The organism is Rhizobium sp. KDH_Rht_773_N, from assembly GCF_052946295.1.
This window is the reverse complement of sequence record NZ_CM129525.1, coordinates 2,345,730-2,358,510: the sequence shown is the minus strand read 5'-3', so window position 1 is coordinate 2,358,510 and position 12,781 is coordinate 2,345,730. Positions and strand designations below refer to the sequence as shown.

Annotated in this window: 14 protein-coding genes; 6 read left to right on the top strand and 8 right to left on the bottom strand. The window is 62.6% G+C overall.

Going from position 1 to position 12,781, the window contains the following annotated elements; genetic code table 11:
* Positions 1 to 35: 35 nt before the first annotated feature.
* Both ACU8HS_RS11815 and ACU8HS_RS11810 read right to left on the bottom strand, forming a co-directional pair.
* Positions 36 to 644: a TetR family transcriptional regulator gene (locus ACU8HS_RS11815; RefSeq protein WP_112563517.1), complete on the bottom strand. Its 609-nt coding sequence runs from the start codon at positions 642 to 644 to the stop codon at positions 36 to 38.
* A gap of 149 nt (positions 645 to 793) precedes the next feature.
* A complete protein-coding gene (locus ACU8HS_RS11810) occupies positions 794 to 1,225 on the bottom strand; it encodes an OsmC family protein (protein WP_112564094.1) in 432 nt (143 codons plus the stop codon).
* Between the two features lie 187 nt (positions 1,226 to 1,412).
* Between ACU8HS_RS11810 and ACU8HS_RS11805 the strand changes: the two genes are divergently transcribed.
* The 3 genes from ACU8HS_RS11805 to ACU8HS_RS11795 all read left to right on the top strand — a co-directional run bounded on the left by ACU8HS_RS11805 (position 1,413) and on the right by ACU8HS_RS11795 (position 3,863).
* The gene (locus tag ACU8HS_RS11805) at positions 1,413 to 2,153 is read left to right on the top strand and encodes a FadR/GntR family transcriptional regulator (protein ID WP_112703798.1); all 741 of its coding nucleotides are present in this window, start codon (positions 1,413 to 1,415) and stop codon (positions 2,151 to 2,153) included.
* Between the two features lie 70 nt (positions 2,154 to 2,223).
* Positions 2,224 to 3,372, top strand: coding sequence for a galactonate dehydratase (gene dgoD, locus ACU8HS_RS11800; protein ID WP_112563512.1), 1,149 nt, complete (start codon positions 2,224 to 2,226; stop codon positions 3,370 to 3,372).
* A gap of 95 nt (positions 3,373 to 3,467) precedes the next feature.
* Positions 3,468 to 3,863, top strand: coding sequence for a DoxX family protein (locus ACU8HS_RS11795; protein WP_112703799.1), 396 nt, complete (start codon positions 3,468 to 3,470; stop codon positions 3,861 to 3,863).
* Positions 3,864 to 4,135: 272 nt separating this feature from the next.
* Here ACU8HS_RS11795 and ACU8HS_RS11790 read toward each other — a convergent pair whose 3' ends face one another.
* Together ACU8HS_RS11790 and ACU8HS_RS11785 are read right to left on the bottom strand one after the other, a co-directional pair.
* Complete coding sequence (locus ACU8HS_RS11790; RefSeq protein ID WP_112703800.1) at positions 4,136 to 5,353, bottom strand: adenylate/guanylate cyclase domain-containing protein; 1,218 nt, start codon at positions 5,351 to 5,353, stop codon at positions 4,136 to 4,138.
* Positions 5,354 to 5,424: 71 nt separating this feature from the next.
* A complete protein-coding gene (locus ACU8HS_RS11785) occupies positions 5,425 to 6,447 on the bottom strand; it encodes a LacI family DNA-binding transcriptional regulator (protein WP_113412847.1) in 1,023 nt (340 codons plus the stop codon).
* 94 nt (positions 6,448 to 6,541) lie between these two features.
* Between ACU8HS_RS11785 and ACU8HS_RS11780 the strand changes: the two genes are divergently transcribed.
* From ACU8HS_RS11780 to ACU8HS_RS11770, 3 genes are all read left to right on the top strand, one after another.
* Positions 6,542 to 7,729, top strand: a complete 1,188-nt coding sequence (locus ACU8HS_RS11780; RefSeq protein WP_113412846.1) for a phytanoyl-CoA dioxygenase family protein — start codon at positions 6,542 to 6,544, stop codon at positions 7,727 to 7,729.
* 82 nt (positions 7,730 to 7,811) lie between these two features.
* Complete coding sequence (locus tag ACU8HS_RS11775) at positions 7,812 to 8,633, top strand: SDR family oxidoreductase (RefSeq protein WP_113412845.1); 822 nt, start codon at positions 7,812 to 7,814, stop codon at positions 8,631 to 8,633.
* Between the two features lie 96 nt (positions 8,634 to 8,729).
* Complete coding sequence (locus ACU8HS_RS11770; RefSeq protein WP_112754832.1) at positions 8,730 to 9,641, top strand: SMP-30/gluconolactonase/LRE family protein; 912 nt, start codon at positions 8,730 to 8,732, stop codon at positions 9,639 to 9,641.
* 10 nt (positions 9,642 to 9,651) lie between these two features.
* On the opposite strand, the gene ACU8HS_RS11765 is transcribed toward ACU8HS_RS11770, so the two are convergent.
* From ACU8HS_RS11765 to ACU8HS_RS11750, 4 genes are all read right to left on the bottom strand, one after another.
* Positions 9,652 to 9,930 carry a MurR/RpiR family transcriptional regulator gene (locus ACU8HS_RS11765; protein WP_162718956.1) on the bottom strand — a complete coding sequence of 93 codons (279 nt, stop codon included), beginning with the start codon at positions 9,928 to 9,930 and terminating at the stop codon, positions 9,652 to 9,654.
* A 71-nt stretch (positions 9,931 to 10,001) separates the two neighbouring features.
* Positions 10,002 to 10,751, bottom strand: coding sequence for a ThuA domain-containing protein (locus tag ACU8HS_RS11760; RefSeq protein WP_112754836.1), 750 nt, complete (start codon positions 10,749 to 10,751; stop codon positions 10,002 to 10,004).
* A gap of 16 nt (positions 10,752 to 10,767) precedes the next feature.
* Complete coding sequence (locus ACU8HS_RS11755) at positions 10,768 to 11,850, bottom strand: sn-glycerol-3-phosphate ABC transporter ATP-binding protein UgpC (RefSeq protein ID WP_112756290.1); 1,083 nt, start codon at positions 11,848 to 11,850, stop codon at positions 10,768 to 10,770.
* 19 nt (positions 11,851 to 11,869) lie between these two features.
* Positions 11,870 to 12,781: a carbohydrate ABC transporter permease gene (locus ACU8HS_RS11750; RefSeq protein ID WP_112563492.1), complete on the bottom strand. Its 912-nt coding sequence runs from the start codon at positions 12,779 to 12,781 to the stop codon at positions 11,870 to 11,872.

Genomic DNA, 12,781 nt, shown 5'->3' with positions numbered 1-12,781 from the left:
TTGTTTCGGGTTTTCTCGGGCGGTGTGTGCCGCGCTTATTTTTTCAGTGCCCTGATCGCAAATTCGATCAGCTCTTCGACGGTCGCCCGGTTTGTCTTGGCAAGACATTGGGCCACCATCTGCGGATGGCAGAGATTGATGGTCGCCGCCCCAAAGCAGCGGGAGGCGACATCGGCATCCTGTTCGGCGAATTCACCGGCGGCGATGCCTTCGCGGATGACATCGGCAAGCAACGCGTGGATGTCGTCGATGTGTTTTTCGATAACGTGCCAGTCGCGCTCGATCGCGACGATCACCATTTCATGCACCTTCTGCTGGTCGAGCATGGTGTCGAGCGTCAGCTGGTACTGGCTGCGCACGAACTGGCGCAGCCGGTCCGAAGCGCTGATCTTCTGATGGCAGATATTGGAGGCCAGCTGGTAGCTGGTCGCCAGCATGCGGCCGCAGATCGCCTGGTGGATTTCCACCTTGGAGGCGAAGAAGCGGTAGATATTGGCAGGCGACATGCCGAGCTCGCGCGCAACGTCGGCCACCGTCGTCTTGGAATAGCCGTAGTGGCGAAACAGCCGCTCGGCCGCATCGAGGATGCGGGTGATATTGTCCTGCCGCGTGACGTCCAGCGTGTTTTCCGCGATGTCGTTCATGGTTTCAGGCCTGATATTTTACGACTGACGAATTTCGATTTTCGTCAGTCGTAAAATATCATCCTTCACTTGTCAATGATTTTGCGATTCGAACAAAAATGCCGCAGCCCCGGAAGGCTGCGGCATCGAACGGAAACAGGCGTGAAGGATCAGGCGAGCTTGACGTCGAGCGTGATCGGAACGGCCGAAAGCGCCTTGGAAACCGGGCAGCCGGCCTTGGCCATGTTGGCGAGTTCTTCGAACTTGGCCTGATCGGCGCCGGGAACGCTGCCGGTCAGCGACAGGTGGATGGCGGTGATGGCAAAACCGCCCTCGACGCTCTCAAGCGTCACCTTGGCCGATGTTTCCATATGGTCGGCTTTCAGGCCGGCTTCGCCGAGGATCAGCGACAGCGCCATGGTGAAGCAGCCGGCATGGGCAGCACCGATAAGCTCTTCCGGGTTGGTGCCGGGAATGCCTTCGAAGCGGCTTGCAAAGCCGTAGGGATAGTTGTTCAGCGCGCCGCTCTGGGTCGTAATTTGACCCTTGCCGTCCTTGAGACCGCCTGACCACTGAGCCGAACCTGTGCGATTGATCTGCATGCCGTCCTCCTGTTTCGATTGATGTTCGAAGCGCAGCAACGCTCCGCCGCGAAGGACATTCTGCCCTTCCGACCGGCAATATAGTCCTCTATCGGCGGAAGACGACACCAGATTGAAGATAAATCATCATACAAGAGCATTGTTTATGTATGATGATTGATCTAGGATCGTTCACGAGGAGCCTTCGATGCAGCCCGCAGCAAGACGCGACGAAAAAAGCCCGCCACCGGAGCGCCGGCCGCGCGTCCGCCGAAACGTCACGGCGGCGATTGCCGAAGATATCTGCGCCAACCGCTATGCCGCCGGCACGCTGCTGCCGCGCGAAAACGATCTCTGCGACCTCCACGGCGTCAGCCGCACCGTCATCCGCGAATCCCTGAAGGTCCTGGAATCCAAGGGGCTCGTGCGCGGCAGGCCGCGCATCGGCACCACCGTCTGCGACAAGGACGAATGGAACATCCTCGATCAGGACGTGCTGGAATGGATGGGGCCGCATCTCGGCGATTTCGACCTGCTGGCGAGCATCCTTGAGGCCCGCCGCACCATCGAGCCGGCGGCGGCCGAATATGCCGCAAGCCGGGCGAGCGCCCAGGAGATCGCCGATCTGGAAGATGCCTGGCAGCGCATGCGATCGGCAAGCGACGACGCGGAAGCCTTCACCGAGGCGGACCTGCTTTTCCATACGGTCCTGCTGCGCGCGAGCCATAATCAGGTCTTCCGCCGCCTTTCCGGCGCCATCCATGCGGCGCTGAAATTCGCGCTCCACGCCTCCAACCTCGCCATGCCGGACCACCGGGAAGCGATCGCCCTGCATGGCAAGGTGGTGGAGGCGCTGCGCCTGCGGGATGCGGCGGGGGCGCGCGATTGCGTCAACCAGATTCTCGATCTCGCCAAACGCGACCTCACCGCCGCCGGCCGGACGAAATGACCGAACTCAGAACAATATCGGCGGCTTGAGCGCCGATGGGAACACGAAGCGAAACGAAAGCACGACTGCCATGAAGATCACCAAACTGACCACCTATATCGTCCCGCCGCGCTGGCTGTTTCTGAAGATCGAAACCGACGAGGGAATCGTCGGCTGGGGCGAGCCGGTCGTCGAAGGCCGCGCGCTGACCGTCGAGGCAGCTGTGCACGAACTGGCCGACTACCTCGTCGGCAAGGACCCGTTCCTCATCGAAGACCACTGGACCGTCATGTATCGCGGCGGCTTCTATCGCGGCGGCGCCATCCACATGTCGGCAATCTCGGGCATCGACCAGGCGCTGTGGGACATCAAGGGCAAGGCGCTCGGCCAACCGATCCATTCGCTGCTCGGTGGCCAAGTGCGCGACCGCATCAAGGTCTATTCCTGGATCGGCGGCGACCGCCCCTCCGACGTCGCCCGCAACGCCAAGGAGGTCGTCGCCCGCGGCTTCAAAGCGATCAAGCTCAACGGCTGCGAGGAAATGCAGATCGTCGACAGCAACGAGAAGATCGACAAGGCGGTCGAGACCATCGCCACGATCCGCGAGGCGATCGGCCCGCATATCGGCATCGGCGTCGATTTCCACGGCCGTGTCCACAAACCGATGGCCAAGGTTCTCGCCAAGGAACTCGAGCCCTACAAGCTGATGTTCATCGAGGAGCCGGTTCTTTCCGAACACCGCGAGACGCTGAAGGAAATCGCCAACCATTGCTCGACGCCGATCGCGCTCGGCGAACGCCTCTTTTCCCGCTGGGATTTCAAGACCGTCCTGTCGGACGGCTATGTCGATATCATCCAGCCGGACCTCAGCCACGCCGGCGGCATCACCGAATGCCGCAAGATCGCCGCCATGGCCGAAGCCTATGACGTGGCGCTCGCGCCCCATTGCCCGCTCGGTCCCATCGCGCTTGCCGCCTGCCTGCAGGTCGACGCCGTCTCCTACAATGCCTTCATCCAGGAACAGAGCCTCGGCATCCACTACAACAAGGGCAACGACATTCTCGACTACATCGCCAACAAGGAAGTCTTCCGCTACGCCGACGGCTTCGTCTCCATTCCGCAAGGCCCCGGCCTCGGCGTCGAGGTGGACGAAGCCTATGTCATCGAGCGCGCCAAGGAAGGCCACCGCTGGCGCAACCCGATCTGGCGCCACGAAGACGGCAGCTTCGCCGAGTGGTAGGCAAGAAGGGTCGCGAAAGCGGCCCTTTTTTGATGCCGCTGTCGGTTAGCAGGCCGCTCATCCGTCATGGTGGAAGCTCAACGGGGAGATTTCACATGGCCAGAGCAGTCGCAATTCTCATCGCCCGCATCATCTTCAGCTTCATCTTCTTCATGGCGGCCGGCTTCAAATTCGCCGATATCGGCGCGACGGCCGCCTATATCGCGTCGGCCGGTTTTCCGGCCGCGACCTTCCTTGCCTGGATCGCCGCTTTCTTCGAGATCGCGCTGGCGCTTGCCTTCATTACCGGCGCCTTCTTCAGCGAGGCCGGCCTGCTCGCGGGCATCTACGTGATCTTCCTGGCCTTCGCCTTTCACGGCCCGTCCCACTGGCAGCAGAACCAGGCCGAATTCGGCTTCTTCGTCGATCACTTTACCTTTCTGGCCGGCCTGCTTTTTGCCGCCGTTCACGGACCGGAAAAATGGTCGCTGCGCCATAGCCTGCTGAGATAGCTTCATCGCCCGGGCACGGGGAACCGGCGGCAGGCAGGGATTGTTGCGTTAAACGCGGTCAGTTCAAGCCGTCTGGTACGCCTCCGGCCGACTGAAGTGCCGGCTATGTGCATAGGTTGCAGCGGCTACATAGGCTTCTCTACGTCTAACGCGGAAAGTGTCAGATTTTTATCTGACAGATATATGAATCTGACATTTTCTAGAGAGGGTGCGAAAATGCCTATGCAGGCTCTGCAACCTATGCAAGCCCGAGCACTGACGAATCCTGTCGCTCAGCCGTTCAGCCGCGCGCTTTCCAGCGTATAGAGCAGCTGCGGGCGCTTGACGCCGCGCAGCGCGTAACGGCCGATACAGGCGAGAAGGTCGCGCTCCGCCTCGGGGATCGCGGCCTCGAAATCCGACGACATCAGCACGTTGAGATCGACCGAGCGGCAGATGGAGGCGATACGGCTGACTTCGTTGACCGCCGGGCCGATGACCGTGAAATCCAGCCGGTCCTGGCTGCCGATATTGCCGTAGAAGACATCGCCGATATGCAGGCCGATATAGACATCCGTCGTCGGCCGCCGGTCCACCTCGCGCGCTGCGTTCAGCACCGCAAGCTTCTGGCGCAGAAGGCGCTCGGCCCGCAGCGCCGCGGCACAGCTTTTCGCCGGATCGTCGCCCTTGAAGATGGCGAGCACGCCGTCGCCGATCAGCTTCAGCACGTTGCCGCCGGCCTCATGGATCGCGGTGATTACCACCTCGCTATATTCGTTGAGCAGCGGGATGATCTCTTCCGGCGCGGAATTGTCCGAAATCTTCGTGTAGTTCAGGAGATCGGAAAACCAGAGCGCCGCCGAAATCCGCTCGGTCTTGCCGCGCGTAATCTTGCCGTCCATCACCTGATGCGCCGCATCTTCGCCGAGATAGACCTCGGCGATCGTTCGGGCGATGCGGGCGAGCGCCACGCATTTGATCGCAAGCCCCAGCACCGGCACCAGCTTGCGCAGGATGACGAGGTCCTGCTCCGAAAAGCCTTCCGGATGTTTGGTGGAAAAATGCGAGAAGAAGCAGTCCATCTCGCCGATCGTCCCGGCCGGCGCGAAACGGTGCGCCATGGCGACGTAATCGGTATGGCCGAGCGCGTGGATCTGCTCCAGCATGATGAAATCGGTCGGATCGCCGAAGCCGATCCTGCGACGCACCTCTCTGGCGCCGGTTGTCCAGAGAAAATAGAAAGCCGAGCGCCGCCAGGTATCCAGCCCCTGCCCTTCGCTCGAAGGGCCATATTCGAATTCGCCCTCGAAGTCCTCCGTATTGTCCCAGCGGAAAGCCCGGCCTTCGTGGACGGGGTGAAGCGTATCCATCAGCGCCATGGCACGATCGAGCCGCATGCCCGCCTTGCGGCAGGCCTGGCAGAAGCCGATCAGCAACTCGGCCTCGGAGACGCCGTTGAGGCCCTGTTCCGTTACCCAGGCTGCAATTGAACTGACGTCGCTATAGTCCATGCGCGCTCCTCATCACCCGCAAGCTGTAGCGTGAATCTGCCGCGGATGGAAAGACAATCAAGCCGAACACATCATTGCAGGGCCGGCATATTGTAGGGCGTGACGATCTCCACGGCCGAAAACGCAGCCGGCGCGGTCCTGCTTGCCGGCATTGTCCGCGCCATGATGGCCCGGAATGCGGAGCGTGCATCGGTTCTCAGATCGTGATGCAGCACGAAATCGATCCGCCGTTCGGCAAGCAGGGCACGGTTGTCGGCATCGAGATCATGCGCCACGAAAACCGAGACCGGCCGGCGCGCGGCTTCGAAAGCCGCAAGCACCGCACGGTTGCCCCCGCCGACCGAATAGACGGCGTTGACGGCCGGATCGCCGGCAAGGGCCACCGCAACCAGCGTGCCCGTTGCGGCATCGGTGCCGTGCCCCTCGCTGACTTCGACAATGCCGATTGAAGGATAATGCGCGCGGATCACCCGGCGAAAGCCGATCTCCCGTTCCTCCTCGCCCCGGAACCGGCCGCTCGACAGCGTCACCAGCGCCTTGCCGCCGGCCGGGCCGAGCAGCCGGCCGATGAGATAGGCCGCCGTCTCGCCCGCCGCCCGGTTGTCGGCGCCGGCATAGGCGCAGCGTGCCGAAGCCGGCAGGTCGGTCACGAGGGTGACGACCGGAATACCGGCGGCATCGAGCCTCGCCACGGCCGCCACAACCTCTGGCACGTCAGGCGCTTTCAGCACGACGCCATGCGTGCCGCGCAGGCGAATGCGGTCGAGAAGCTGCACCAGTTCCGCCGCCCGCATCACCTCCGCAAAGTGGAAACGGCAGCGAAAGACCGTCGGCAGAAAGGTTGCGACCTCCGCCTCGAATGCGGCCCTTACGGCACTGCTGAAGCGCTCCGGGGTCTCCATGACGACATCGATTGCAAGCTTGCGGCCGGTCACAGCCGCACCCGCCTGCTTTTCAAGCTCGGCGATAGCCGCCTTGACCCTCATCTCCGTCTGCCGGCGCACACCGGGCCTGCCGTTCAGCACCCGGTCGACGGTCGCGGTGCTGAGGCCGGCCTGGAAAGCGATATCCTTGACGAGAAAGGGATGGGCCATGCTGACCGTTCTGATGGATTTTTGATGGATTCTTGATCTATATCAAGATCGCGGGCAGCGTATAGTCCCCTTCATCGGAATGGAGGAGCACCCGATGAAATCAGACAACCAGCAACAACTGCGCGCCGACCGCGTCTGGCTTACCGAAGACGCCTGCGACCTCAGCGATTTCCGCGCGCTCGCCGAAAAAACCACCGCGCTTGCCGACTATCCGACGGCCTCCGCCGTCGAGAGGAATGTGCTGATCTACGACAGCCGCACGGTGCTGCAGGCAGCCTCGACGCCGGCGGGCCGGCGCGCCGTTCTTGCCGAAATCTGCGAAGCCTTCGGCATCGGCCCCGGCGTCGCCGTCTTCAAGCATGCCTATGAGGATACCAGCATCATCGACCGGGCGAGCGCAATCTTCGACGAAATCATCGAGGAACAGCACCGCAGCTCGACCGGCGGCGGCGACCATTTCGCCAAGCCCGGCGCCAACGACCGCATCTGGAACTCGCTGGAAAAGCACTGCCTCGCCGACCCTGAGAATTTCGCCCGCTATTACGGCAACGCCATCGTGGCGCTGGCAAGCGAGGCATGGCTCGGCCCGCATTACCAGATGACGGCGCAGGTCAACCGCGTGAACCCCGGCGGCGCCGCGCAATCGGCCCACCGCGATTATCACCTCGGCTTTCAGTCCTCCAAGGTGATCGAGCAGTTCCCGGCCCATGTCCACCGCCTCTCGCCGGTGCTGACCCTGCAGGGCGCGGTTGCCCATTGCGACATGCCGCTCGAAAGCGGACCGACGCTGTTCCTGCCGCACAGCCAGACCTACGAGCCGGGCTACCTCGCCCTCAAGCGTCAGGAATTCAAGGATTATTTCGAACAGAACCACGTCCAGCTGCCGCTCGAAAAGGGCGATGTCGTTTTCTTCAACCCCGCCCTCTTCCACGCCGCCGGCACCAACCGCTCGAAGGATATCAAGCGCGTGGCGAACCTGCTGCAGGTCTCCTCGGCCTTCGGCCGCGCGATGGAAACCGTCAACCGCGAGCGCATGAGCGCAACACTCTTCCCTGCGCTGAAGGCGCTGAAGGGCAAGCTTTCGGCCGGCGAGATCGCCAATGCCGTCGCTTCCTGCGCGGAAGGTTATTCCTTCCCGACCAATCTCGACCGCGATCCGCCGCTTGGCGGCCTGGCGCCGAAAACCCAGGCGCAGCTGATGCACGAGGCGCTGGCGGAAAACTGGAGCGACGAAGCGTTCACGAGAGCGCTCGCCGAACAGGCAGCCAGGAAGCTGAGCTGATACGGCCATCACAATACCATCATCCCGGAGCCCCTTACTGCCGGTAAGGGGCCATTGCCATGTCATCAGGAGGAAAAGACATATGAGCACGGATTACGCCCGCCTCGACGGCAAGATCGCCATCGTCACCGGCGGCACGCAGGGCCTTGGCGCCGCTATCGCCAGCCTCTTTGCGCAGCGCGGCGCAAAGGGGATCGTCATCTGTGGCCGTAACGAAGCCAAGGGCAAGGCAAAGGCCGAGGAGATTTCCTCAAGGACCGGCGCCAAGGTCGTCTATGTCAGGGCCGATCTCGGCAGGGTCGAGGATGCGCAGAACGTCGTCCATGTCTGCGACCGGACCTTCGGCCGCGTCGATGCGCTGGTCAATGCCGCCGCCATCACCGACCGCGGCACGATCCTCGATACCAGCCCCGAACTCTTCGACGCCATGTTCGCCGTCAACGTGCGCGCGCCCTTCTTCCTCATGCAGGAAACGGTCAAGGTCATGCGCCGCGAGAAGATCGAGGGCACGATCGTCAATATCGGCTCCATGTCCGCCAAGGCCGGCCAGCCCTTCATAGCAGCCTATTGCGCCTCCAAGGGTGCCCTGGAAACGCTGACCAAGAACACCGCCTACGCGCTCCTGCGCAACCGCATCCGCGTCAACGGGCTCAACATCGGCTGGATGGCCTCCGAAGGCGAAGACCGCATCCAGAAGGAGTTTCACAAGGCGTCGGACGACTGGCTCGCCAAAGCGGCCGCAAGCCAGCCCTTCGGCCGGCTGGTCGATCCCGAAGAAGTGGCCCGCGCCTGCGCCTACCTCTCGTCTGCCGAATCCGGCCTGATGACCGGCTCCGTCATCTGTTTCGACCAGTCGGTCTGGGGCGCCTATGACGGCTCCCCGCATCCCGTCGCGGCCCTCTGAAGCACCCCCGGAGCCCGCGCTTTTTACAGCCGGGCTCTGGCACGTTTTGCCGTTTGCGGCTACGAAGAGGCAATATCGATCTGGGAGGAATCGGGCATGGCCGGACACGAGCTTTACGACATCAGGGACGAGCGGTTCGGGGCGCTGATCGCCGGCAGCGCAGTGCTGGAGGAGCTTTACACGGGCTGCCGCTGGGCCGAAGGCCCCGTCTGGTTTTCCGACCTGAACTGCCTGATCTGGAGCGACATTCCGAACGAACGCATGATGCGCTGGGTTCCCGATGGAACCGTCTCCATCTTCCGCGCGCCTTCCAACTACGTCAACGGCAATACCCGCGACCGGCAGGGCCGCCTCGTTTCCTGCGAACATGGCGGCCGCCGCGTGACCCGCACGGAGCCGGATGGCCGCATCACCGTGCTGGCCGACAGCTACAACGGCAAGCGGCTGAATTCTCCCAACGACGTCGTGGTCAAGTCCGACGGCTCGATCTGGTTCACCGATCCGAGCTACGGCATCATGTCGGATTATGAGGGCCACAAGTCTGCGGAAGAGCAGGAAACCCGCAACGTCTACCGCATCGACGCCGCGACCGGCGAGATCGAAGCCATCGTGACCGATTTCATCCAGCCGAATGGCCTCGCCTTTTCACCCGATGAACGGCAGCTCTTCATCGCCGATTCCGGTTCCTCCAATCACGAGGTTCCACGCCATATCCGCGTCTTCGACGTCGTGGATGGCCGCAGGCTTACAAACAGCCGCTACTTCTGCTCGATCGACAGCGGCGTGCCGGATGGTTTCCGTTTCGACGTCTCCGGAAATCTCTGGACGAGTGCTGCCGACGGCGTGCATTGCTTTGCCCCTGACGGGACGCTGATCGGCAAGATCAAGGTGCCGCAGACCGTCTCCAACGTCACTTTCGGCGGCCCGAAGAAGAACCGCCTCTTCATCACCGCGACGCAATCGCTCTATTCGATCTATACGACGACGAACGGCGCGCAGTACCCGTAAATCCCGCGGGCTATGTCTTTGCCGCAGCCCTGAGCCCCTGCTGGAAAACCTGCTTCATCTCGGCAAAACCGTCAAAGCCGAGATGATGCGCGAAACGGATGACGCTGGTCTGCGAGACATTGCAGCGCTCGGCGATCTTCTGGCTGCTTTCGAAAGCGAAGATATCGGGTCGCTCGGCGGCAAGCCGCGCCAGCGTATCCAGCCGCTGCGGCAGGTCGCGGTGGATGGAAACCCAGAATGCCTTGCTGAGAAAAGCATCGCCGTCAGCCTTCATCGATACGGTCTGCATTCTCTCCCCCATCCTTTACCGCCCGCGGAGGCCAGGGCCATCATGGCCCCAGCCCCCACGGGAGGAACTGCTTAAACTTTGGCTTTGTCCGGCCGGCCGTGCAGCGGCTCCTTGCGGTGCCAGTTTTCGAGAATGCGGCCGTCGGTATGCTTCTGCTGCGCCCAGCGGATGCCGTTGGAAATGACCTTGTGCACCATCTTGTCGTGGTAGATCGGATAGGTCTCGTGGCCGGGGCTGAAGAAGAAGATGCGCCCGCGCCCGCGCTGGAAGGTGCAGCCGCTGCGGAACACTTCGCCGCCGGAATACCAGGAGATGAAGACCAACTCGTCGGGCTGCGGAATGTCGAAGGGCTCGCCATACATTTCCGAGGCATTGACCTCGAAATAGGGCGGCAGGCCCTCGGCGATCGGGTGCGAGGGATTGACCACCCAGACGCGCTCCAGATCACCCTCTGGCGTCTCGCGCCAGGAGAGGTTGGCATTGGTGCCCATCAGCCGGCGGAAAAGCTTGGAATGATGGCCGGAATGCAGGACGAGCAGGCCCATGCCCTTCAGCACCCGCTGCTGCACGCGGTCGATCAGCCCGTCGCTGACCTCCTCATGCGCCATGTGCCCCCACCAGAGCAGCACGTCGGTATCGTTGAGCACGGAATCCGGCAGGCCTTCATCCGGATCGTCGAGCGTGCCGCGGCGGATCTCGAAATCGGGATGGGCGATACCGGCAGCAATCGCGCCGTCGATACGGTCGGGATAGATATCCTGCACTTCCTTGTGGACCTGCTCGTGGCGTCCTTCGTTCCAGATCGTGACCTTGATTGTCATGTCATTCCTCGATGTTTCAAACTTGAGCCGAACGGATTACCCGGCCGGCGGAATCGAACAGATGGCAGGCGGCGCGCTCGGCCGTCAGCGACACGCGGTCGCCGGGGCGGATGGTCATGTCGCCTTCAGCGCGCACGACGATCGGCTGCTGCTGCGAACCGACCGTAAGATAGGTCTCGACGCCGAGCCGCTCGACGATGACGACCTCGGCCGAAAAATCGCCCTCGCCCTGCGGCGCAAGCTTCAGATGTTCCGGCCGGATGCCGAGCTTCGCCTCGCCCTGCGGCACGGCGCCATTGGCATCCGAAAGATCGATCGCAAGACCGAGCGGGCTTTCCAGATGCACCTTGCCGGCATCCCGGCGCGTTGCCGTCATCGGCAGCACGTTCATCTTCGGCGAGCCGATGAAGGTCGCGACAAACTCGTTTTCCGGCTGGTGATAGAGTTCCATCGGCGCGCCCTGCTGGGCGACGACACCCTTGTTCAGCACGACGATGCGGTCAGCCATCGTCATCGCCTCGACCTGGTCATGCGTGACATAGACGACCGTCGCCTTCAGCTCGCGATGCAGGCGCTGCAGCTCGGCGCGCATCTGCACGCGCAGCGCCGAATCGAGGTTCGACAGCGGCTCGTCGAACAGGATCAGCGACGGCTTCTTGATGATCGCGCGGCCGATCGCCACGCGCTGGCGCTGGCCGCCGGAAAGGGCGGCCGGCTTGCGATTGAGATAATCGGTCAGCTGCAGGATCTCGGCGACGCCTTCGACCTGCTTCTTGATCTCGGCTTCCGGCACCTTCTTGAGGCTGAGCGAGAAGCCGATATTCTCCGCGACCGTCATATGCGGGTAGAGCGCGTAGGACTGGAACACCATGGCGATGCCGCGCTTGTCCGGCGGCACGTCGTTGATGCGCTCTCCGTTCAGCACCAGATCGCCCTCGTCTATGCCTTCGAGGCCGGCAATCATGCGCAGCAGCGTAGACTTGCCGCAGCCGGACGGGCCGACGAACACGGCGAATTCACCGTCTTCCACCGTGATGTCGACGCCCTTGATGACTTCCAGCGCGCCATAGAATTTGCGAACATTTCTGAGATTGATCATTCGTTTCTCTTTCTTGATCTCAGCCCTTCACACCGCCCGCAAAGGTCTGGACGAGGAAGCGCCGCGCAAAGCCGAAGGCGACGACGGCAGGCAGCAGGTAAATGAAGGCGAGCGCCGTCAGCAGGCCGTAATCGATCTCGTTGATGCGCAGGAAGGCGCGGAAGAGACCGAGCGGCAGCGTCTGCAGCTCCGGCGACGACAGGAAGATCAGCGGCAGCAGGAAATCGCCCCAGGCCGACATGAAGGCGAAGAGGCCGGCGGCCGCCAGCCCCGGCATGGCGAGCGGGATCAGCACGCGGCGGATGCGCTGCGTCATCGTCGCCCCGTCCATGACGGCCGCCTCCTCATAGTCGCGCGGCAGGCCGTCGAAGAAGGTCTTCATGATCCACAGCGCCAGCGGCAGCTGCATGGTGGCAAGCACCAGCATCAGGCCGAGATAACCGTCGATGAACCCGGTCCAACGCATGATGTCGCGGGCATAACTGCCGAAGATCGGCCTGAGGATCGCGCCTTCTGCATTATTGAGCGTCAGCAGGAACTTGTAGAGCGGCACGACAAGCGCCGTCGGCGGCAGCACGCGGATCAGCAGGATCGCATAGAGGAAGGGCAGCTTCCACCAGGCACGCGTGCGTGACAGCGCATAGCCGCCGAGCCCCGCCAGCACCATGACGAGAAGGGTAGCGCCGCCGACCACGAAGAGCGAGTTGAACAGCCATTTCGCCCCGTCCTCCTTGGTGAAGACGCGCACGTAATTTGCGAGCGTCCATTGCTCCGGCCAGCGCAGGAAGAGCTGCGCGTTGCCGTCGAACGAGGCGAGCAGCACCCAGAAGAAGGGAACGGCGCAGAAGATCGAGATGATCGACAGCGTCGCATAGGCGAGAAGATCGGAGCGGGTCTTGTTGGCGCCTTCGCTCGGGGAAATAACAGCCAT

What these genes read in the sequence shown, in the direction of transcription:
- ACU8HS_RS11755 (WP_112756290.1), bottom strand. Translation starts at nt 11,850, where the DNA reads ATGATCAATCTCAGAAATGTTCGCAAATTCTATGGCGCGCTGGAAGTC.
- ACU8HS_RS11810 (WP_112564094.1), bottom strand. Translation starts at nt 1,225, where the DNA reads ATGCAGATCAATCGCACAGGTTCGGCTCAGTGGTCAGGCGGTCTCAAG.
- ACU8HS_RS11795 (WP_112703799.1), top strand. Translation starts at nt 3,468, where the DNA reads ATGGCCAGAGCAGTCGCAATTCTCATCGCCCGCATCATCTTCAGCTTC.
- ACU8HS_RS11765 (WP_162718956.1), bottom strand. Translation starts at nt 9,930, where the DNA reads ATGCAGACCGTATCGATGAAGGCTGACGGCGATGCTTTTCTCAGCAAG.
- ACU8HS_RS11770 (WP_112754832.1), top strand. Translation starts at nt 8,730, where the DNA reads ATGGCCGGACACGAGCTTTACGACATCAGGGACGAGCGGTTCGGGGCG.
- ACU8HS_RS11750 (WP_112563492.1), bottom strand. Translation starts at nt 12,781, where the DNA reads ATGGCTGTTATTTCCCCGAGCGAAGGCGCCAACAAGACCCGCTCCGAT.
- ACU8HS_RS11785 (WP_113412847.1), bottom strand. Translation starts at nt 6,447, where the DNA reads ATGGCCCATCCCTTTCTCGTCAAGGATATCGCTTTCCAGGCCGGCCTC.
- ACU8HS_RS11805 (WP_112703798.1), top strand. Translation starts at nt 1,413, where the DNA reads ATGCAGCCCGCAGCAAGACGCGACGAAAAAAGCCCGCCACCGGAGCGC.
- dgoD (WP_112563512.1), top strand. Translation starts at nt 2,224, where the DNA reads ATGAAGATCACCAAACTGACCACCTATATCGTCCCGCCGCGCTGGCTG.
- ACU8HS_RS11815 (WP_112563517.1), bottom strand. Translation starts at nt 644, where the DNA reads ATGAACGACATCGCGGAAAACACGCTGGACGTCACGCGGCAGGACAAT.
- ACU8HS_RS11790 (WP_112703800.1), bottom strand. Translation starts at nt 5,353, where the DNA reads ATGGACTATAGCGACGTCAGTTCAATTGCAGCCTGGGTAACGGAACAG.
- ACU8HS_RS11775 (WP_113412845.1), top strand. Translation starts at nt 7,812, where the DNA reads ATGAGCACGGATTACGCCCGCCTCGACGGCAAGATCGCCATCGTCACC.
- ACU8HS_RS11760 (WP_112754836.1), bottom strand. Translation starts at nt 10,751, where the DNA reads ATGACAATCAAGGTCACGATCTGGAACGAAGGACGCCACGAGCAGGTC.
- ACU8HS_RS11780 (WP_113412846.1), top strand. Translation starts at nt 6,542, where the DNA reads ATGAAATCAGACAACCAGCAACAACTGCGCGCCGACCGCGTCTGGCTT.